Annotated in this window: 19 protein-coding genes; 6 read left to right on the top strand and 13 right to left on the bottom strand. The window is 43.8% G+C overall.

What is annotated here, in order from left to right:
- Positions 1-134: 134 nt before the first annotated feature.
- The gene (locus VIN08_RS14440) at positions 135-2309 is read right to left on the bottom strand and encodes a TonB-dependent receptor plug domain-containing protein (RefSeq protein ID WP_331966434.1); all 2175 of its coding nucleotides are present in this window, start codon (positions 2307-2309) and stop codon (positions 135-137) included.
- A gap of 103 nt (positions 2310-2412) precedes the next feature.
- On the opposite strand from VIN08_RS14440, the gene VIN08_RS14435 reads away from it, so the two are divergent.
- A complete protein-coding gene (locus VIN08_RS14435; protein WP_331966431.1) occupies positions 2413-2799 on the top strand; it encodes a hypothetical protein in 387 nt (128 codons plus the stop codon).
- Between the two features lie 49 nt (positions 2800-2848).
- Positions 2849-4186, top strand: coding sequence for an MATE family efflux transporter (locus VIN08_RS14430; RefSeq protein ID WP_331966429.1), 1338 nt, complete (start codon positions 2849-2851; stop codon positions 4184-4186).
- Between the two features lies 1 nt (position 4187).
- Here VIN08_RS14430 and VIN08_RS14425 read toward each other — a convergent pair whose 3' ends face one another.
- The 6 genes from VIN08_RS14425 to VIN08_RS14400 all read right to left on the bottom strand — a co-directional run bounded on the left by VIN08_RS14425 (position 4188) and on the right by VIN08_RS14400 (position 8755).
- On the bottom strand, positions 4188-5078 hold the full coding sequence (locus VIN08_RS14425) for a hypothetical protein (RefSeq protein ID WP_331966427.1): 891 nt from the start codon (positions 5076-5078) through the stop codon (positions 4188-4190).
- Positions 5079-5155: 77 nt separating this feature from the next.
- Positions 5156-6358: an FAD-dependent oxidoreductase gene (locus VIN08_RS14420; RefSeq protein ID WP_331966425.1), complete on the bottom strand. Its 1203-nt coding sequence runs from the start codon at positions 6356-6358 to the stop codon at positions 5156-5158.
- 14 nt (positions 6359-6372) lie between these two features.
- Positions 6373-7314, bottom strand: a complete 942-nt coding sequence (locus VIN08_RS14415; protein WP_331966423.1) for a YihY/virulence factor BrkB family protein — start codon at positions 7312-7314, stop codon at positions 6373-6375.
- A 23-nt stretch (positions 7315-7337) separates the two neighbouring features.
- Entirely contained in the window at positions 7338-7670 is a 333-nt protein-coding gene (locus VIN08_RS14410) for a hypothetical protein (RefSeq protein ID WP_331966420.1), read from the bottom strand.
- A 39-nt stretch (positions 7671-7709) separates the two neighbouring features.
- Entirely contained in the window at positions 7710-8267 is a 558-nt protein-coding gene (locus tag VIN08_RS14405; protein ID WP_331966419.1) for a DUF4142 domain-containing protein, read from the bottom strand.
- Positions 8264-8755 (bottom strand): DUF2383 domain-containing protein, encoded by a 492-nt coding sequence (locus tag VIN08_RS14400; protein ID WP_331966416.1) that lies wholly within the window; start codon positions 8753-8755, stop codon positions 8264-8266. The genes VIN08_RS14405 and VIN08_RS14400 overlap by 4 nt, the downstream gene beginning before the upstream one ends.
- 202 nt (positions 8756-8957) lie before the next feature.
- Between VIN08_RS14400 and VIN08_RS14395 the strand changes: the two genes are divergently transcribed.
- Positions 8958-10055 carry an AI-2E family transporter gene (locus VIN08_RS14395; protein WP_331966413.1) on the top strand — a complete coding sequence of 366 codons (1098 nt, stop codon included), beginning with the start codon at positions 8958-8960 and terminating at the stop codon, positions 10053-10055.
- 86 nt (positions 10056-10141) lie between these two features.
- Here the strand turns inward: VIN08_RS14395 and VIN08_RS14390 are convergent, their stop codons facing one another.
- Both VIN08_RS14390 and VIN08_RS14385 read right to left on the bottom strand, forming a co-directional pair.
- A complete protein-coding gene (locus tag VIN08_RS14390) occupies positions 10142-10777 on the bottom strand; it encodes a porin family protein (protein ID WP_331966410.1) in 636 nt (211 codons plus the stop codon).
- A gap of 220 nt (positions 10778-10997) precedes the next feature.
- The gene (locus VIN08_RS14385; protein ID WP_331966407.1) at positions 10998-11162 is read right to left on the bottom strand and encodes a DUF1328 domain-containing protein; all 165 of its coding nucleotides are present in this window, start codon (positions 11160-11162) and stop codon (positions 10998-11000) included.
- Between the two features lie 210 nt (positions 11163-11372).
- Here VIN08_RS14385 and VIN08_RS14380 point away from each other — a divergent pair, with 210 nt between their 5' ends.
- Positions 11373-11558: a CsbD family protein gene (locus VIN08_RS14380; protein WP_331966404.1), complete on the top strand. Its 186-nt coding sequence runs from the start codon at positions 11373-11375 to the stop codon at positions 11556-11558.
- Between the two features lie 45 nt (positions 11559-11603).
- Positions 11604-12032: a hypothetical protein gene (locus VIN08_RS14375; RefSeq protein ID WP_331966402.1), complete on the top strand. Its 429-nt coding sequence runs from the start codon at positions 11604-11606 to the stop codon at positions 12030-12032.
- 242 nt (positions 12033-12274) lie between these two features.
- Here the strand turns inward: VIN08_RS14375 and VIN08_RS14370 are convergent, their stop codons facing one another.
- Positions 12275-13894, bottom strand: a complete 1620-nt coding sequence (locus VIN08_RS14370; protein ID WP_331966400.1) for an NADP-dependent glyceraldehyde-3-phosphate dehydrogenase — start codon at positions 13892-13894, stop codon at positions 12275-12277.
- On the bottom strand, positions 13894-14556 hold the full coding sequence (deoC, locus tag VIN08_RS14365; protein WP_331966397.1) for a deoxyribose-phosphate aldolase: 663 nt from the start codon (positions 14554-14556) through the stop codon (positions 13894-13896). The genes VIN08_RS14370 and deoC overlap by 1 nt, the downstream gene beginning before the upstream one ends.
- A gap of 309 nt (positions 14557-14865) precedes the next feature.
- Here deoC and VIN08_RS14360 point away from each other — a divergent pair, with 309 nt between their 5' ends.
- Complete coding sequence (locus VIN08_RS14360; RefSeq protein WP_331966394.1) at positions 14866-17088, top strand: alpha-N-acetylglucosaminidase; 2223 nt, start codon at positions 14866-14868, stop codon at positions 17086-17088.
- 33 nt (positions 17089-17121) lie between these two features.
- On the opposite strand, the gene VIN08_RS14355 is transcribed toward VIN08_RS14360, so the two are convergent.
- Together VIN08_RS14355 and VIN08_RS14350 are read right to left on the bottom strand one after the other, a co-directional pair.
- Complete coding sequence (locus VIN08_RS14355; RefSeq protein WP_331966391.1) at positions 17122-17565, bottom strand: hypothetical protein; 444 nt, start codon at positions 17563-17565, stop codon at positions 17122-17124.
- Between the two features lie 101 nt (positions 17566-17666).
- Positions 17667-20548, bottom strand: a 2882-nt coding sequence (locus tag VIN08_RS14350; protein ID WP_331966388.1) for a reprolysin-like metallopeptidase, incomplete at its 5' end; no start/stop codon positions are given.

Here is a 20548-nt window from a genome sequence, read left to right as displayed (position 1 = left end):
CTGGCCCACGGAAAAATACTGGAGTTATAGAAATGCAGAGGGAGATACCCCACTCTTACAGTATAGCTACCAGCCCAAAACAAAAGAGGCAGTTCTTTTCGGAACTGCCTCTTTTTTGTTTAGGTATATATCTTCTAATTCATTGTTATCGCTGCACCGATCATATATACTCCACCGATCTTGTCCGTGCCATAGAACTCGCGTGAATCGCTGTTGAGTATATTTCTGCCGTTGAGGAAAAGATTTACCGATTTTACCGGTGTATAATTCAGCTTGGCATTCAGTAAGAATTTACCGGAGATATCGCCTTGCGTGCGTGGACTGATCTTGTCAGCATAGTCGTATTGTGTATGACGGGCATAGGTATAGCTGCTCAGGTTAATGTTAAACCTGGATGTTGCTTTATAGTTGAAGTAAAATCCGCCATACCAGGTTGGTGTGTTGGTATGCTTCGAATCGCTATAGGTCGGATTGAACGATGATGCTACATAATCTGAAGGAAGATCTTTTGTTTCCGTATGTTGTACCGTTACAAAAGGCTTGAACTGTATCTTTTCGCTGGGCACATAGTTGAGCGAAAGCGTAATGCCATTTTGTATGAGCTTGGTAGGCACGTTCTGGAACTGGTATGTTTTAGGAATGATAGCCGGATAGGGAGGCGAAGGTAAATTGGTTGCCTGTACTTCTGTTAGCAGGAGCGCAGCAATATCATTCATCTGCTGGTGAAATATATCTATATCAAGCTGGAAGCTCTTGCTTAACTGAGCCCGGTACCCTACTTCATACATTTCTACCGTGAGCAGAGAGAGATTGGTGTTACCGGTTTGCTTTACCGTGGGGGCTGTAGGTATACCCGTGCCAGACGTTACATTCAGGTATGTGTTGCCTATAAATGATCCGCTGTTAGAGCGTGTTATTGCAGCGCGTATCAGATTGTTCTGGTTAATCTTATAGGTTGTAGCGAGTTCGTACGCAATACGGGTCTTGTCAGGCGTGGAGAATTTATCAGCGCGGATGGCTGCCATAATCCGCCAATGTTCAGACGGGTTAATGTCAGTTCGCACAAAGCCTGCAACGGTATTGATCGAACGATCAGCGTTCAGAAATCCATATATACTCTGCTCCGGGTGTGTATAATCTTTATCAGTAAAATCAACAACCTGGTAGCTTATACCCGGTGTTATGGTATTCTTCTCTCCTATATTAATCCCATACTCGGCCGTGGCATCAAATGTAGTATAGTTATATTGACTCGGGTTGCTGCCTACATTGATATTGTCGTGCCCGTCTACAAAGGATGAGCGGATATGGATACCATATACCTGTGCAGCAAGGTTAGCGTAGCGTGAATCAGAACGGTTGGTAGAAAAATATGTAAGCTGCGATGATGAACCCTGCACACCTAAAAATGCTTTTTGTACTTCGTCTTTCTGCAAGCCGATGCTCAGGTCGAGCGACACCTTATCAATCGGTTTATAGTTTACAAAACCATTGGCTCCCCATTTGTTCAGTGCGCGCCCCGGATTCGGGAAACGATTGGACGCAGAGCCTTGCGGATTTTGAGAATTGCCGGTGAAGAGTGTTACCGGATCTACAAACTTATCGGCAGGAATGGAATAGTATGTATCATCAAAACGATCGCGATCCTGGTAATTACCTGAAAGAATAAAGCTCAGCTTGTCCTGTATATTTTTTCCGAAGGCGCCATTCGCAATAACGGTGTTGGATGTATACTGCACTTTGGCATCGGTATATATACCTTGCCCGGTTGCACGCCTGGTAATAATGTTGATCACACCAGTTACTGCATTCGGACCGAACAGCGGAGCCGAAGGACCGCGCACAATCTCGATGCGTTCTACATCGTGTATATCGATCGGTAAACTTTCCCAGAAAGTTCCGCCCAGGTTGTTGTTAAACACAGGTCGGTTATCGATCATCACCAATGTAGTAAAGTCAGATTTTGTAAAAGGCTGTTGCGTATACCGCAGAGCATTATCAAAACCGCGGAGGTGTATATCATATACTCCGTTCGTTTCTTCGCGCACAATTACACCGGGTGCCAGTCGTAGTGCTTCCATAATGCTGGTAGAACCGGCTTTATCGATCTCTGCGCGTGTTATAGTATAGCTGGATAACGGTGCATCGAAAAGTGTTTCATCTTTCTTGGAAGCCGAGTTGATCGGCACATTCATCAATTCTTCCAGCGATAAAGAGTAAAGATCGTCTGATGGTTTTTCGGGAGTCTGTGCTGTGGCAGCCAAACTCCATACAGAGAGAGCAAGTAAGCAGGTAAATTTCAAATTCATTGGGTTTCTTTTTGTGCACAAAGGTAAAGGCTTTCAAGTAATTAACCGCTTTACCCTGGCCAGTTCAGGTATAAAACATTACATTCGAGAGGATTGTTTTAAAATGAAAAGCGGAAAGACTATACCTTTTGAATTTGTATTAGAACAGTTGTTTGCTGCAGAACCTGTAGTAAAGCCAATGTTCGGTTGCTACGCGATATACGTCCGGAATAAGATTGTGTTAATCGTACGCAATAGAAAAGATTTTACGGACGACAATGGCGTGTGGATTGCCACCACGCAGGAACATCACGCGAGTTTGAAACCTGAATTTCCTTCCATGCGTTCTGTCAAATTGCTGGGAGGACGTATCACATCGTGGCAAAACTTACCTTACGATAGTGATGACTTTGAGGAGTCGGTTATTAAAGCGTGTGACTATATACTGGCGGGAGATCTTCGTATAGGCAAGGTTCCGAAGCCACGAAAGAAGCGCAAAGCGAAAGAGTGACATCGTGCTGCAAGCAAAACATTTTGATATTTTTGCGCTCAATTTTTTCATGGAATTAAAACTACAAACCGGTTACAGACAAATTCTCGGCATGGCCTTGCCCATTACGCTGGCTATGGTGGTGCCGCAGATTAACTTTATTACCAATAACATTTTTCTGAGCGGGCTTGGTGAAAAGGAACTGGCATGTGCCGGTATTACCGGTGTATACTATCTGATCTTCGCGGTTATCGGTAACGGACTGAATAATGGTTTGCAGGCATTGATTGCGCGAAGGGCCGGACAAAATTTACCGCAGGAGATCGGGCGATTATTCTTTCACGGTGTATGGATTGCATTGGCAGTATCGGCTGTTGGTATAGTAATTACCTATACTCTTGCGCCTTCTATATTACGCGCAGTAATTCATGATGCAGCTATAGCCGGGATGGCTATAGACTTTCTTATGATCCGCATCTGGGGCTTGCCCCTGCTATATCTATATGTAATGCGCAATGCGCTGCTGGTAGGAACTAATCAGACTAAATTTCTGGTGTGGGGTACGTTAAGCGAAGCAATAGCGAATATCTTCTTCGACTATTCTTTTATCTATGGTAAGTTTGGTTTCCCCGCCATTGGCTTTAATGGTGCTGCTTATGCTTCTATTATCGCAGAAGGCTTTGGTTTACTGGTGATCTATATCGTGATACACCTGAAAGGCATGCACAAGGCATTTGCCTTTTTTGACGAAGTGAAACTGGACCGTACAGTTTTTAAACTGATCGTAGCGCAATCATCGCCACTGGTATTGCAGTATGCCATTAGTATAGCGAGCTGGGAATATTTTTATATACTCATCGAGCACCATGGTGCACGCGCATTGGCTATCTCCAATACCATGCGCAATATATTTGGCTTGTTCGGTATATTCTCGTGGGCATTTGCTTCTACTACCAATACCATGGTGAGCAACATTATCGGGCAGGGCAGGCAAGAGGAAGTTATGCCGCTGATCAAACGAATATCCGGCATCAGTTTCTGTATATCTGCTTTTATTTTTCTGTGGCTGAATATTATACCGGAATGGTTCCTGTCGTTCTACGGGCAAGGCAGTGGCTTTATTGAAGATGCTATACCGGTAGTGCGTGTGGTATCCTGCGCGTTGCTGTTAATGTCGTTTGCAACGGTATGGCTGAATGCCGTAACGGGCACAGGCAATACCGTAGTAAATCTCACCATCGAGTTAGTAACCATCGTGCTTTATAGTATATATTGCTACGTAGTGCTGGAATACCTGAAACTGCCCATTACCTGGGGCTGGGGCTCAGAGTGGGTATACTGGATCTCCATGTTCTCGATGGCTTACTTCTACCTAAGGTCGGGCAAATGGAAGAACAAGAAGATATAGATCACTTGCTCGCGCTACGCTGATAAAAGTATAGATACGATTTTTCTCCACCACCTTTTTCACTAATGGTATAAAATCCGGAACCATCGCGTGCCCATGCGATGGATTCGCCCTGGTATTCTTCTTTGTAAGGAACCTCCTTCGGTTTTTCCTGCAGCAAGGCGCTAACAGGTTTATAACCCGATGCCGACCACCAGTATATATGATAGTAATTCTTCAGCAGTATATTTTTTCCATCGGCCGACATGTCTCCGGCTACTATTTCTTTTAACGGAAGTGTCATAATACTGGTAGCCGTAATTGTATCGTTTGTTGCGTATGGATAACGCAATGTATAAAGCACCACCGGCTCTTCGCGCTTGGATACAACGTACAGGTCTTTGGTTGCAGGATCGATGAACAAAGCCTCGGTATCTTTTTTACGATCAGGTAATTTAAAACAGATAGTATCGAATGAAGTGATCAACCGTTTGTCTTCACCAGGTTTCAGCACGGGTTCTTCAAAACGGTATATATACTTGTATTCATATCGCGCGTTGTTATCACCAATATCACCAATGTATATATAGGTTTTGTTTGGATCAGGCCCCGGGCCAACGGTCATATCCTCCCAGTCGCGATTGTCTATATCTTTTAGTTTGCAGGTGAGTTTTATATCAAGGTCTTCATTTACCAGATAAACATCGGCTCCATTGCCGCTGTCGTTATGTGCCCACAGCATACCGGGATTGTTTACACTGGCTGCCAGGTCAGAGACTTCATCCAGTTTGGATTTCTTCAATTCCGCCAATCGTTTGCCCGGCAGAAATTCAGTGGCCACGGTATAGGATGATTCTTTTTTGGAACAGCCGATGCACAAAAGCACCGCGAATGAGATCAGTAATTTTTTCATGTCAACCATTTTCAACGTGTGAATAAAAGCGTTCTGTTACGAAATCGGAAATTAATTTTTTGGTTCTCTTCAGATAGTCACCTTGTAAAGGAGAAAATGGCAGTATCAGGATTCTTTTTGTTCACAAGTATATCGCGTATACAGCATGCCGCTATCTGCCCGAACGTAATACCATTGCCGCCAAATCCCAAGGCAAAATAGGTATGCGGCCGCTGTGGAATGCTGCCGATATAGGGAAGCCCGTCTTTCGTTCCACAAAATGTGCCGGCCCATTCAAAGTCGGATTTAAAATCAAGATGAGGAAAAAGTTTTTGAAAAGACTGCCGTAACTGAACCGCTTTCTGCTTCAATTTCCGATCGCGCTTGTCGGGGTTATAGAATGTATCGTCCATGCCGCCAATAAGTATACGATTGTCCGAAGTCGTGCGCAAGTATATATAGGGGTTTGCTGTTTCCCAGATCAAACTGTTTTTATACCAGAAGTTAGTCTGTTCGTAAGGTTCGCTGATGGTGGCATACGTGGAATTGAGCGTTTCGATTTTTTTCGGTATAAATGCCTGCGATTCATACCCGCAGCAGATGATAAGCTTACGCGCAGTAATGGTATATTTCCCTTCAAGCTTTAATTCTATCGATCGTTTATGATGCCGTATAGCTGTAACCGGAGTACTATCGTAAACACGAAGACCATTACGGCTTGCACTATAAATAAGCGAATGCGCCATGCGGTAGGCATCGAGTTGTGCGCCATCGGCTGAGAGAATGCCTGCCGGAGCTTCGAAGCCAAATTTATCTTTTACATCAGCTCCTGTAAGCCATTCAACAGACGAAATACCATATTGCTTTCGGAGTATATATTCTTTTTGAAGATCAGCTACATGATGTTTAAATGAAGCAAACTGAAAACTCGGCCGGTGTATAAACTCTACATGCTTAAAATTATGGGCTATCTTCCCGATCTGCTCAATCGCTTCCAGGCAAAGCTCATAGCTTCTCACAGCATTTCGCTCGCCAACCTTACTGATGAGTTTATGTAGAGGTGTATCAATTTCATATTGCAGTAAACAAGTGGATGCAGCTGTGCTACCCTGCCCAACGTGTCGCTTATCAACCATAACTACATAAAACCCTTCCTTGCAAAGCTGATACGCCACCAATGCTCCTGTTATGCCCGAGCCAATGATCGCTATATCGGCGTGCAGCGATTCAGTAACCGATGGATAGGTTTTAACGATACCATGTTTGAGCAACCAGTACGGATAATGCGAGCGAAGATCCATGTATACTATATAGTTCAGGAGTGCGACAACGGTGTGAAGATGCGCTGATCTTCAGGCAGCTCTTTCGTTTCGCGTTTCACAATAAATACCGCGGTCTTGTCGGGCTTTATACCCGAGCCGTAGTTTACCGTGTATACTTTTGTGAACTCAGCACCAAAGAAAAGAATGATGGATGTATAGTATACCCACAGCAGCAGAATGATTATAGAGGCAGCCGCTCCATACGTTACGCCAATGTTGGAGTATGACACATACAAACTGATCAGCGACTTCCCTATCAAAAAGAGTATAGATGTAAAACCTGCACCAATGAAGGAATCCTTCCAGTGAATATTGGCATCCGGAAGTACCTTGAAGATAATGGCAAACAGGCATGTAATAACCGCCAGTATAGTGAGGTAATTCAACCCCTGAAAAAGATATACCGATAGATCATTAAAATAATTTTCAAGTTTATCGTGCAGCAAATCCAATACAGCATTTACAATGAGTGAAACCATCAGCAGAAACCCCAGGCCGATCAGCAATGAAAAAGAAATCAGTCGGTTGGTGATCAATCGCACGAAGCCGCGTTTGGGTTTGGCACGTATCGACCATATATAGTTGATCGAATCCTGCATTTCGGTAAACACACCGGTGGCACCTACCAGTAATACACTGAGGCCAATAATAGCGCCCGAAGTGCCGAGCTGCGACTTCTCTATATTCTGAATGATCTCCTGTATTTGCAGTGCAGCAGCATTGCCAACCAATCCGTTTATCTGTCCATAGATCTTGCCTTGCACTGCTTCCTTTCCCCAGAAGACTCCGGCCAGCGAGATGATAACAATTAATATAGGCCCTAACGAAAATATAGTATAATATGAAAGCGATGCGCTGAGCTTCATGCCATTGTCCTGGATAAACTCGGTGCCGGCCTTCTTGAGTGTGTGCCCTATATTAATCAGCAATCTCAATGGGTAAAAGGATTGATGCTGGCTTATTTCTTTTCTTTTGATGGCGCAGAGAAATCTTTTTGCTTTTGTATCTCTTCCACTTCAACGATCAGCTTGGCCACAGCCGGATCGGCATACGCACCGTATGCATCAGTAAGTGTTCCCTTCTTTCCATCGGCAGTTTCGATAACATAGAGTATAGAGTTATCGTCAGGATTGCTGATGCCTTCAAAGCGATAGAAGTTAACGATGTTGATCTCCTTGGGACTATATGTCTTTTCCGAGTTGAACGACTGAAGTCCGCCATTGCCGGCTTTAAAATTTTCTACATACCCTTGCTCTACCATTTTATCCAGGCAGGCGTTCAGGGTTTTCATTTGAGGTATTGGAGCAGCGTGTGCCATATAGTATATCTTTTATTTTTTGGAAAGTTTATTTTCAAAATCCACAAGTTTGTCCTGCACCGTGCGCACCTGAGGCAGCGCACTGTTGAGCCAGGTCTTGATATTAAGATCTTTGGTGTTGGTGCCATACGTTTCCATTTCACGGATAAGATCATGGTTCTTATCGCGTATCTCCTTGCACCATCGCGTATCAAAATTGCTGGGTTTTTCGTCCAGCAGTTTGCGAACTTGTTCGGTAGATCGTTCACTCGCTTCGGTGGGTATACTGATCACATGCGCAGTGGCGTACGACTCCACTTCGCCCAACAGATTCTGAAATTCCGGTTTCACCGTGTGAGCTGTTGCTGCAGCGCGGGGAGAATTTTTCTCGAGTGCTACGTCTGCCAGAGCGATCAGCGTATGCAGCATGTTCGTTGTCTCCACGACAAACTGTGCATCCTTTTCATCTGCCTTGTTTTCGAATTTCTCTTTGTTCTTCTCCTCAGCAATCTGTTTACTTTCTTTAGGCTGCTGGCAGGCCGACATCATCAGCACAAGTGCTATTGAGTAAAAAAGCAATGTTGTTTTCATGACGAATGATTTTGGGTAAGTATATATGTTTCCTGCAACGCTTTGTAAGTATGCAGCAAGGTATCAGACGAACCCAATGCGATACGATGATCCAGCAATCGCTGGCGAAATACGTCTGGTATATTTATAGGAGATGCTATAGCATGATCGTAACCACGCATAACGATCCTGTCGATCATTTCGCAGCAGGATAATATAGCCTGTACCGGCTTGCCGGATAACATGGATCGTATCTCCATCCACATGAGACAAGCCTTGCCCGAGAAAGAAGTTTGCTGCGGTATAAAGCCATCCAGTTTTTTTACTTCCAATGTAAGTTCAGTAATGTTGCGCTTGCACTCATGTATCAGTTGTGCAAAGAAAGGCGTTGCATTCAGGGCTACATCCAGTTGATTGAGCAGGCGTATAGCCTGTTCATAGCAGGCAATACGATCGTAATTGAGCTGAATGAGCGTATTGATAAATTCGATGTGTCTGAAACTTTTCATAGCATTAATAGTCTGCAACAGCTATTATCAAAAGAACTATGCCGTGTGAAACCCTCGCGCAGTGAAATAGCGCTGTGGAAATGATTGCTCAGAATGACCCGGAGCGAATATGTATTTGAAAAATATTCGATGAATGACCTACACTTTTCGGGGCATAGCTTTTACAGTTATGAGGGAAATGAGTAATACATAATTTAAGACTATGACTATTGAAAATGATTTACATCCCTTCTATAAGCGCTTAAGTTTAAATCTGATCAGTATTTCTATATTGGGAGGATTGCTATATATCGGACAGGATATATTGTTGCCGCTTTTCTTCTCTATGCTGCTGGCCGCCCTGTTGTTGCCTGTGGTAAATTTTCTGGAACGAAGAAAACTGCCGCGCGGGCTTTGTATTGCCGTTTCTCTTTTTGTTTCCATCGTTTTGATTTTTGGTATACTATATTTTCTGACAAGCCAGGTAATGAACTTCCTGGACGATTTTGATATGATCAAAAAGAAAATCACCGAACTGATTCTGACAGCCAAACAATGGGTATCGCGAAATTTTCATGTAGGCATACGCAAGCAGAATGAATATCTGCAGGATACGGCCAAGGAGATCACTACCTCCGGGCCGCAACTGGTAGGGAAAACTTTTGTTTCGCTAACCGCCATGGGGTCGTATGTGATCTTTATACCCATCTATACCTTTCTGTTGCTATACTATAAAGATCTGATCCGCAAATTTCTGATTGAATTGTTTCGGGAAGATACTAATGAAAAACACATTGTAGCTGTACTGCACGAATGCCAGGCGGTGGCCCAATACTATATTACAGGATTGCTTATTGAGATGACCGTTGTTTTTGCCTTGAATACATTAGGCTTTATTATACTCGGTATTAAGTATGCAGTATTTCTGGCATTGATCTCCGCGTTGCTTAATCTTATCCCCTATGTGGGCATGCTGGTGGCCAACCTGTTTTGTATGCTCATCACTCTCATCACATCGTCTGATCCGGTAAATGTAATTTGGGTTGCTATTATACTTGCAGTCGTTCAGCTTATTGATAACAATTTTCTTATGCCCTTCATTGTAGGTTCTAAAGTAAAGATCAATGCATTGGCCACGATACTGGGTGTGCTGATTGGCGGTGCAATATGTGGTGTGCCGGGAATGTTTCTCGCTATACCCGGTGTAGCTGTGCTAAAAGTAATTTCCGATCATGTAGAGGGCCTCAAGCCCTGGGGAACAATGATGGGCGATAAAAATGGTAAACGTGGCAGTAAAGAAGATAATAGTGAAGCAGAATAGAGTTCTCGGTTTTCGAATCATATACTATCTATAAAGAAGAAGCCCGGCATATACCGGGCTTCTTTATGTTGCGGTTGTACAGCCGATTACTCTGGCTGATGATTGAGGTTGAACGCTATATATAGCTGTGCGAAAGAGTTCTTGGAGTTGCCAATTATATCGCGGGCAGTGTTACTGTCAGCAATCTTGGCAAGACCATAATTATAACGGGCACCCACTTGTGTTGGTCCGAAGTTAAAGCCTATACCACCAACAAGACCATAATCGAACGACTTGAAATTATCTTTGTCAAGCTTGTCAGTTCCACTGCCAAGATCGCCACTGGTAGTAATGTTAGCTCCTAATAAATAAGAACCGTACGCACCAAGATGCAAGTCGACAGCTTTCCCTAATTTGAATACGGCCAATACCGGAAGATCAAGATAGTTCAGGTTGAATTTTGTTTCCTGATCAATGATACCGCTGGTGGTAAATTTTGATCCTTTCGTTGAATACAACAACTCGGCCTGTAAGCCAAATGCTTCTGTTGAAATGATCTCACCGAAGAGACCAGCGTTAAAGCCATAACGTGCATTTTCATCATCTACGTCATCCACGTACATGTTACTTACGTTTAGCCCACCTTTAATACCGGCCCTTCTTTGCTGGGCGAATGTGGTAACGGTAGATGTTATAATCATTATCCCCGCAACCAACAAGATGTGTTTCAAATTCGTTTTCATAAGTGATATTTAGTTTGACAGGATTCAGGAAAATAATTATGCCACCGATTAGTTTATTTCAGATCGTGCTGATTATGAGTGACACAACGGTGTTGCCGGACGCACATTCAGTGGCAACTGTGGAATTATGCGGTATAAAAAAATCCGCGGATAAATCACCACCGCGGATCTTTAATTTAAGTGTATCGTGATAAAGTATATAGTAATAAGGAGTATCTCTCTAATTTCTGCGGAACGATCCGGCAATCAATGAAACCAGGAAGATCACAATGGCGATAAAGAAGATCACCTTCGCTATGTAAGCCGCACTGGCAGCTATACCTCCAAATCCGAAGATAGCAGCAATAATAGCCACTACCAGAAAGATCAATGTCCATCGTAACATAGTTGTATTGTTTAGCTGTTTATAACTATATAGGAGAAATATATATGCCAGCAGCATAATGTATCCGGCTATAAAATTTGATACTATATATTGAAAAGGTGTAGAATGGAATACACAATGCACGGAGAGGACTATATAGTATGGAATGTGTAACTGTATGGCATGGTGTTTTTATACTACGCTGCAGTGTTAAACCAAAACAGAATAGTTATGACAACGCTTGATCTAAAAGGTAAATGGAATGAAGTAAAAGGTAAACTCAAACAAAAATATGGTGAGCTTACAGATGATGATCTCGCTTTTACTTCCGGTAAAGAAGACGAACTATATGGCCGCCTGCAACAACGGCTTGGCAAAACAAAAGAAGAAGTAAGAAAAATGATTGAAGAGCTTTAATCAGCTCCGTTCATTTCGTTGCTATAAAGAAAGTATAGTATATATATGAAACAGTTTGTGTCATTCATATTCGGAATCTTGTCACTTGGCATGGTTTATACCTTGTCCGGTTGCAATACTCCCAAGAGTGAACCTCCTTCTGAAACTGCCGGTAAAACACCGAAGGAAAAGTTTGAGGAAGAACGAAATGATGTTCGTAACGAACTGCTGGAACTTCGGAATGATATAGATCGTGAGCTGGATACTTTGAATACAAAGATCAACCGCGCTTCCGAAAAAGGAAAAGATCGCCTGCAACAGGCCAATGAAGAGTTAAAGAAACAACGCGAAGAAGTTGAGCGGGCATTAACCCGTATAGAGAATTCTTCAGAAGACACATGGTCTGATATCAAAAAGGGAGCACGCGATACCTCCAGAAATGTACGGGAGCAATTCAAAAAGATCGGGGAGAAATTCAACGATCTCTTTAAATGATAAAGTTGGTTTTTTTGTCTTTTGAATTTGATTTAGGTTAAAGGTAGAAGCGAGGCCGCTGTTGCAAGCAGCGGCCTTTTTAAATGAAGTAAAAGTATGTCGCGTAAAATGATAACCATGCTGATCGCTCTTTCCATGCTCGTTACGATCATTGGCTTGCAGTATATACAGCTTTGATAAAAAAATAAGGTTGACACATCTCTGTATCAACCTCATTCAATCTTGTTTTTCTAAAAGCAGATTTAGAAAATATAGTCGGTGCTTAAGAAAGCAGATTCGCGATTGCGGATAATGTTACTGATAATGTGTTTATTGCTATCCGTGCCTTTCGTTGCCACCAATGTGCGGATCGAAAATACCCGAAGTGCATCTGCTATAGAGAGAGTTCCTTCTGCAGAATCTTTTCTTCCGTTGAAGGGGAATGTGTCTGGTCCGCGCTGACTTTGTGCATTAATGTTGATGCGACCCATCTGGTTTACGAACGCATCGATCAACCGTGCTATACGTTTGGAGTCGGTACCAAATATACTTACCTGCTGGCCAAAATTAGAATTCAGCACATAGTCGATCGCTTCATCATCTTCATCAAACGGAACGATTGGTATAACCGGACCAAATTGTTCTTCTGAATAGAGGCGCATTTTTTCATTTACCGGATATACTACTGCAGGGTAAAAGAACGAGTTCAGATATTCACCACCATTTTCATTTACCACGCTGGCGCCATGCTTCTTCGCATCTTCTACCAGCTCGCGCAGGTATTCAACTTTACCGGGTTCTGGCAGTGGCGTGAGTGAAGTAGTATTATCCCACGGCATACCTGGTTTTAATTTCTTGATGGCTGCATTGAATTTTTGCAGGAATGAATCCAGCACGGAGCGATGAACAAAAAGGATCTTCAGCGCAGTGCAACGCTGTCCGTTGAAGGATAGACTTCCGGTGATACATTCGCTTACAGCATTATCTATATCCGCATCCGGCAATACTATAGCCGGGTTCTTTGCATCCAATCCTAGTATAGCTTTGAGGCGATGTGGTTTTGGATGAAGCTTCTTCAGATCGTTAGCACCTTTGTTGGTTCCGATAAAAGCAAACACATCGATCTTGCCGCTTTCCATCAGCGCACCTACAGTTTCGCGACCGCGTCCGTATATAATGTTGATAACACCCGGAGGGAAGTGATCGCGGAATGCTTCGATTAAGGGTTTGATAAGCAGCACACCAAATTTAGCAGGCTTGAACACAACTGTATTACCCATAATCAACGCAGGTATAAGCGTAGTAAATGTTTCGTTGAGCGGGTAATTATAAGGGCCCATGCAAAGAGAAACACCGAGCGGCACACGTCTTATCTGCGCCATAAAGCCTTGCTCTTCGATGAGCTTGGCCGAGTTACGATCTATATCTTTATAGGCTTTGATCGTATCTACTATATAATCGCACGTGCGATCAAATTCTTTCTCGGAATCTTTCAGCGTTTTGCCGATCTCCCACATGAGTAATTTTACTACCGTGGTACGTTGCGCGCGCATGGCTGCCAGAAAATTTTCTACGTGTTCAATGCGCTCTGTTACACTCATGGTAGGCCAGAGACCACGGCCAAGGTCATACGCTTTCACAGCAGCATCCAGTGCCTCCAGCGCCTCCGTTGAGGTAAGCAACGGCGTGCTGCCAATCACTTTCTGTGTATAGGTATTACCTTCTTTGATAAACACCGGGCTCAGCACCGGGTTAAGACTGCCCTTCCAGATTTTCATCTCGCCATTTACCAGGTATTCACGCTGCTCAATAGCTGATGAAATTTTGTAGGCATCGGGAATTTCGTTTTCCGCAGGGAAAACAGTTTCTAAAAACTGACTCATTATACTTTCAATAGTTGGTTGGTTTGGATTATACTCACGGCAGACGATGTGCCGATACGTGTAGCACCTGCTTCGATCATGCCGGCTGCGTCCTGAAAAGTTTTTATACCACCCGAAGCTTTTATACCGACAGCAGGAGGTAAACTTTTTTTCATGATCGCTATATGTTTTACCTGTGCACCCGTTGGTGCAAAACCGGTAGATGTTTTTACAAAATCGGCACCGGCATCTGCACAAAGCTTGCATGCCTGCTCAATCTCTTCATCAGAAAGATACGCTGTTTCTATAATTACCTTGAGTAATTTTTGATGGTCGTGCGCCAGCTTGCTGCACTTCGCTACTTCTATCTTTGTCCAGGGAAGATGTGTTTTAAAAGAAGATATATTCCACACAACATCAATCTCATCAGCACCGTTGTCGATCGCGCGTTTTATTTCATCCAGCTTCGTCTCGGTCATATTATACCCTAAAGGAAATCCGGCCACCGTTACCAATACTATATTTGCCGTACCGATCTCTCTTTTAGCGCGCTTTACCCAGAAGGGCGGAACGCATATTCCCAGAAAACCAAATTGTTTAGCTTCGTCTACCAATGCATCAATAGTACCGATGGTGAGTGCAGGACTCAGGTTGGTGTGCTCGATGTAGGGGGCGAGATTCATATATGCAAGTACAAGTTAAAAAACACAAATCACAAATGCGTGGTTCAATCGGGGTTTAAAAAGAATGTATTTAATTTTTAAATGATCGCTGACCTATGACAAACCCATGTGCCACTGCTATACCGGTTGCTTATAAATAATAATTAAGATAAAAAATATTTGATCCGTGTTTAAACGAACCAATATGTTTACAGTTACAATTTTCTCAATAGCAATCCTTTGCAGGTTATAAATAAATGACGCAGTCGTTGTAATGGTATACCTGTGCTTGCCTGTAATAGAGAATATTAAACCTATACCTTTGAGATCATGAATAAACTGAAACCGATGTTGTACCTGTGTGCCTGCCTGATCTTTTGGGCCGGATGTACTTCAGAAAAAGAAAAGCCACACGAAGATGATGCCGCCACCGCCTTGCTGAAGCGTGTAGTAAAAGATAAAGCCGATGCTTTTGTGATTGAATATATCAACCCCGAAAATGGCTTTGATGTGTTTGAGTTGGAAAGTAAAAATGAAAAGATCGTGCTGCGCGGTAACAATGGCGTTGCTGTTGCCTCTGCGCTTCACTACTATCTGAAAAATTATTGTCAGCAGGAACTATCGTGGAATGATATGGAGGCTGAGTTACAAGAGCCTCTGCAGATTGTAGCCACCAAAGTGCGCAAGGTAACGCCTTATAAATATCGTTACTATCTTAATTATTGTACCTTCAATTATACCATGGCCTGGTGGGACTGGAACCGCTGGCAACAGGAAATTGACTGGATGGCGTTGAACGGTATAAATATGCCGCTCGCACTTACCGGTGAAGAAGCTATATGGCGCGATGTATACCATACACTTAATTTTACCGATAAAGAACTTGAAGCATTCTTCAGTGGCCCGTCTTACTTCTCGTGGTTGTGGATGGGAAATATAGATGGTTGGGGCGGACCGCTGCCTCAGCATTGGATGGATACGCATAAAGAATTGCAGAAGAAGATAGTAGCGCGTGAAAGATCATTGGGTATGACAACCGTGCTGCCTGCTTTTACCGGGCACGTGCCTCCTACATTTGCACAGAAATTTCCGAATGCCAAGTTGAAGAAAACCAATTGGGATGCAGGCTTTAACGATGTATATATACTCGATGCCGAAGATTCTTTATTTGAAAAGATTGGTGCTATGTTTCTCGAAGCACAAACAAAAGAATATGGCACCGATCATTTTTACTCGGCCGATACATTCAATGAAAATGTACCGCCTACCACTGACTCGACTTACCTGAGCAACATCAGCGAAAAAGTATATCGCTCTATGGCAAACACCGATCCGAAAGCGGTGTGGGTTATGCAGGGTTGGATGTTTCACTATAACGATGAATTTTGGAAGCCTACACAAATGCAAGCTTTGTTTGCTGCTATACCCGATGATGGTATGATTGTGCTCGATCTATATAGTGAAAGTCATCCGGTATGGAAAACCAATCAGGCATACTATGGCAAGCCATGGATATGGAATATGCTGCAGAACTTTGGCGGTAACGTAAGTATGTTTGGTCGCATGGCCCATGTAGCAGCTGATCCTGCAGCAGCATTACATGATCCACAGGCGGGTAAACTTACCGGTATAGGTCTTACTCCCGAAGGCAATGTGCAGAATCCTGCATTGTTTTCTCTGATGCTGGAGAATGTATGGCGAAGTGAACCGATTGATGTTAGCGACTGGCTGAAAGGCTATGCCCGCAGACGCTATGGTGCGGATAACCCCTCCGTTGTAGCGGCATGGAATATTCTGGAGAAGACAGTATATAATGGAGGGTTAGGTGAAGGTGGACCGGAGTCGATCATTGTTGCGCGACCAACATTCGAACGCACTGGTCATCGTGTGTTGACTAAACTGGATTATGATCCAACAGAATTGGTAAAAGCATGGGAGTTACTGGTAAATGTTGCCGATAGCTTCCGCACCAATGAAGGATTCAACTATGACCTGACAGATGTTACCAGGCAAGTGCTGGCTAACTATGCTTCGCCTTTGCAACAGAAGATTGCACAGGCTTATCAGAAAAAAGATATAGCAGCGTTCCATACCTATAGCGAAGAGTTTTTGAAACTGATAGATGACCTGGATACCGTTGTGGCTACACGCCAGGAGTTTCTCTTGGGTAAATGGATTGCTGATGCACGAAGCTGGGGCGAGACTGATGCAGAGAAGAATATATATGAGTTTAACGCGCGCGACCTGGTAACGCTGTGGGGAGATAAGAACAGCGAACTGCACGAGTACTCCAACCGCCAATGGGCTGGCTTGCTGAAAGATTTTTATAAGCCACGCTGGGAGCAGTTCTTTACCGAGATCGAAAAAGATCTGAAGCAACACAAGAAATCAAGTTTACCGGCTCTCGAGGAAAAACTGAAAGACTGGGAATGGCAATGGGCAACGAAAACAGGTAATAGTTATGCTGTGGAACCAATCGGCAATACGGTAGATATAGCGAAGAGTATATTTGCCAAATATCACGACCGCATACTGGCCGCTGATAAGAAATAAAGTTTACAGACCAGTATATATAGGAAGCGACTGCTAGTGAGCGGTCGCTTCTTCTATTTTAAGTATAGCCTTCATGAGCGGCTGTAGCTTTGCATGGGCATCTTCATTATCGAAAGCATGCGCTAATGTTTTTTGATCTTTGGTGGTTAGTGTTATTGTAGAGTGCCGGGCGCCATCGTAGGCACGCTTCATTGAAGGTGAAGGGAGGTTGGGTATTTCGGCAAGCTTCACATTTTTCAGGGCGCTTACCAGTGAAGTCCATTCCGCTTTTGTCAGTGCGCGCTTTACATCTTTATTTTCTTCGCGACCTTCTACGTGCAGGGTTACGCTGTCGTGCGTGAGTACAATCTGTTTTTGATAGCCACGCGTTAACGTAGTATAGTCGATACGTATTACTGATTTAGGAGATTGACATTGCACTCCCATCCAGCACAGGGAGAGGAGACACAGGATAAAGATTTTTCTGAATACTATCATGCCGGAAAGATATCAAAGAAAATACCAGAAATAATAAGCCCTCCGGTATTGTGGATAATTTTGCCACAGCCGGAGGGCGTATCAGTTAATAAGGTTTGTCTTTATTCTTTAATAAACTTCTCGCGGATATAACCCTTATCGGTCTGTATAGAAAGTATATACATGCCAGCCGGTAACCCGGATACATTCACTTGTTGCTGATACTTTTCGGTATAGTGCATGCTGGAACCACTCAATGTAGAGATGCGCAGCGATTGCACGGTAAGTCCGTCTTCAACAATAACAGAAAGATTATCCTTTACCGGGTTCGGATATATACTGTGCGAGTGACTCAGTAATGCCTGCTCACCACGACCTGTTTTGGAAGCAGTAGTAGTGATGTTCACCGTATAATCTTCTACTTCGCCATACGTAAATGTTTCGCATGATGTGGGTATACCGTTATACTTCATCGATACACGAATGCGCGTAGCACCGAGGCTTGCCGTAGAAGGTACGGTAAACGTTACACTTACCGGAGTAGTGGTGGAAGCCGCACGCGACCAGATCTGTTCGCCACTGTCAGTAAAATCTCCGTCTTTGTTATAGTCGATCCACGCAGCGTAACCTTCGCTATAGATCGTGCTCGTCCACGTAGGAGTAACAGTGAGGGTGTTGGAAGATCCCAGCACCAGGTTGGTAGATATAGAAGTAAAATTACCATACCCTGCATTAGCTCCCGAAAGATTGTTGATTGTTCCCAGTTGCACGCGTCCTATATATTCATCCGTAACAATATTGCCCTTCGAAGCACAATAAGTAACCGATGTTGTAGACGTTGTGAAATTTACGGAAGAACTATAAGCCGATGTAGTGCTCGTACATTTACTTCTCACCTGTGCTTCATAGGTAGTAGCAGCAGTAAGTCCGGTTAATGTAGCCGTAGCAGAACTTACCGATACAGTTGTCCAGGTAGAAGCACCGGTAACGCGATACTGTACATCGTAGGTTGCGTTTGTTACGGCGTTCCAGGTAAGTGTAGCACTTGTAGCTGTTACACCGGAAGCAGCAAGACCGGTAGGTACGGTAGCTGTACAGGTAGGAGTACCGGAAGATATAGTAAAGTTTACATTTGATATATCGTAGAAGATGTTATCAGCTGCTTCTACTTTTACACGTGCATTAGTGGTAACGTTGTTCGGCACGGTGATAGCTTGTGTACCATCGTTCGGTGTGTTGGCCAATAGTGTGATGGGATAGGTAAATCCTCCGTCTGTTGATAAGAGTATATTTACGTTCGCACAATTTACCGGAGCCGTGTTTGTGCTGGCAACATTCCACGTTACAGTTTGTGATGTGCCAACACTCCATGTAACAGCCGTGTTAGGAGCACTTATGGTAAACGGCCCTGCAGTTCCATTTACAGTTACTACCATCAGGTCATCCCATGTTTGTCCGCCACCTGCTTTATTATCGCGCACAGTCAGCGAGAAGTTAAGTGTGCGTGCTACAGATGGTATAACTTCCCAGGTAGGAGTAAGATTATTCGCTACTACATCGCTTATCTGAGGAAAGTAACGATTTGGTGATGTAGTACCTTCGCGCGAGCGAAACATTGGTCCTACAGTACGGGTAGAAGTTGGTGCCGAATTAGAATTAGGATTACCCGGATCGTTTTCTTCCCAGGTATACGTTACGGCATCGCCATCCGGATCAGAGCCTTGCCCTTTCAGTACAAAGGCTGTCGACTTGGGTATAGTATAGTCTGCACCCGCATTCGCAGTGGGTGGATTATTCGTAATATTTACCACCTGTGCACACGATGAGCTTGTGCCGCTCTGAATGTTAGCCGATATATCCCGGATATTTACATACGCAAAGTATGCATCACTATTGCTTTGAACATTGGGAGCACAAACACCGGCATAACCCATAATGGTGCTTCCGCTGCCGGGCTCTACTTCAGTAGTTCCGCTTCCGCTGCGGCACGAAGAATTACTTTGTGTGTGATAGCCGCCAAATTGGTGACCCATTTCGTGCGCCACATAGTCTATATCAAATGCATCGCCCGTAGGATCAGAACGTCCGGTATAACCGCTGCCTTTGCTGCCGGTAGTACATACACAGCCTATACAGCCTGCATTGCCACCTCCTGTTGTATTGAAGTTATGTCCTATATCGTAATTGGCATTGCCAATAGCAGCATCAATTACTTGTTGTGTTTTGGTGTTCCACTCGTTCGACCACGGATCGGCCGATGTTGTTCCATAGTATATAACCAGATCGTTGTTGGCTACAATCTCCATCGTAATGGAAAGATCGCGCTCATATACACCATTTACGCGCGTCATGGTTACGTTCATCTGCGCGAGTATATTGGCCTTCTTCTGCGCATCGGTACCTGTGCCTGCAAATATATTTCCATACTCGGCTGTACACGATAATGCCAATCTATACTTACGAAGCTTCTTGTCGTTGGTGCGGGCAGTTTCGGCAATACGTCCAGCGTCATTGCGTTCAGCATCGGCTGTATAGCAGGCAAAATCTGAAATGCGTTCCTGTATACTTTCTCTGCGATATATAGTATATACTTTGCCATCGAGCGAATACGGATCGATATAGTATGTTTTGTTCTTGCCGCTGGATAACACCATGCCGTGAAACCCTTGTTGATCGGACACGCTGAAGCGTATCGTAGCGGAAGGATCATCTATACCCTGGCCCGCATAGGATTTTATACCCGGATAGCGCGCTGCCAGATCAGGATGTAATACAGATGCCTCGGTTACGGTGAAACGTTCTATATTTCCATTCGGATTGGGGAAACTTACTACCAGCTCAGCGCGTCCTGAAGGTAAACCTCTTACGGGGGCCAATGCTATAGCTTGTTTTAATCCCGAAAAATCAAGGCTAAACGTTTGATGTTCCACCGGGCTCAGACGTCCCTGCGCCCGGAGTTTATCCTGTGGTAATGATTCGTTTGTCTTTGTCCAGAAATTTTTGA

Origin of the sequence: Ohtaekwangia sp. (genome assembly GCF_036568665.1) — a bacterium.
Lineage (GTDB): Bacteria > Bacteroidota > Bacteroidia > Cytophagales > Cyclobacteriaceae > Ohtaekwangia.
Note: the sequence above shows the minus strand (reverse complement) of the source record. Positions and strands in the feature narration are given on the sequence as shown.

Coding starts and splice junctions, on each gene's coding strand:
- VIN08_RS14440 (WP_331966434.1), bottom strand. CDS start 2,309: ATGAATTTGAAATTTACCTGCTTACTTGCTCTCTCTGTATGGAGTTTG.
- VIN08_RS14435 (WP_331966431.1), top strand. CDS start 2,413: ATGAAAAGCGGAAAGACTATACCTTTTGAATTTGTATTAGAACAGTTG.
- VIN08_RS14430 (WP_331966429.1), top strand. CDS start 2,849: ATGGAATTAAAACTACAAACCGGTTACAGACAAATTCTCGGCATGGCC.
- VIN08_RS14425 (WP_331966427.1), bottom strand. CDS start 5,078: ATGAAAAAATTACTGATCTCATTCGCGGTGCTTTTGTGCATCGGCTGT.
- VIN08_RS14420 (WP_331966425.1), bottom strand. CDS start 6,358: ATGGATCTTCGCTCGCATTATCCGTACTGGTTGCTCAAACATGGTATC.
- VIN08_RS14410 (WP_331966420.1), bottom strand. CDS start 7,670: ATGAAAACCCTGAACGCCTGCCTGGATAAAATGGTAGAGCAAGGGTAT.
- VIN08_RS14405 (WP_331966419.1), bottom strand. CDS start 8,267: ATGAAAACAACATTGCTTTTTTACTCAATAGCACTTGTGCTGATGATG.
- VIN08_RS14400 (WP_331966416.1), bottom strand. CDS start 8,755: ATGAAAAGTTTCAGACACATCGAATTTATCAATACGCTCATTCAGCTC.
- VIN08_RS14395 (WP_331966413.1), top strand. CDS start 8,958: ATGACTATTGAAAATGATTTACATCCCTTCTATAAGCGCTTAAGTTTA.
- VIN08_RS14390 (WP_331966410.1), bottom strand. CDS start 10,777: ATGAAAACGAATTTGAAACACATCTTGTTGGTTGCGGGGATAATGATT.
- VIN08_RS14385 (WP_331966407.1), bottom strand. CDS start 11,162: ATGTTACGATGGACATTGATCTTTCTGGTAGTGGCTATTATTGCTGCT.
- VIN08_RS14380 (WP_331966404.1), top strand. CDS start 11,373: ATGACAACGCTTGATCTAAAAGGTAAATGGAATGAAGTAAAAGGTAAA.
- VIN08_RS14375 (WP_331966402.1), top strand. CDS start 11,604: ATGAAACAGTTTGTGTCATTCATATTCGGAATCTTGTCACTTGGCATG.
- VIN08_RS14370 (WP_331966400.1), bottom strand. CDS start 13,894: ATGAGTCAGTTTTTAGAAACTGTTTTCCCTGCGGAAAACGAAATTCCC.
- deoC (WP_331966397.1), bottom strand. CDS start 14,556: ATGAATCTCGCCCCCTACATCGAGCACACCAACCTGAGTCCTGCACTC.
- VIN08_RS14360 (WP_331966394.1), top strand. CDS start 14,866: ATGAATAAACTGAAACCGATGTTGTACCTGTGTGCCTGCCTGATCTTT.
- VIN08_RS14355 (WP_331966391.1), bottom strand. CDS start 17,565: ATGATAGTATTCAGAAAAATCTTTATCCTGTGTCTCCTCTCCCTGTGC.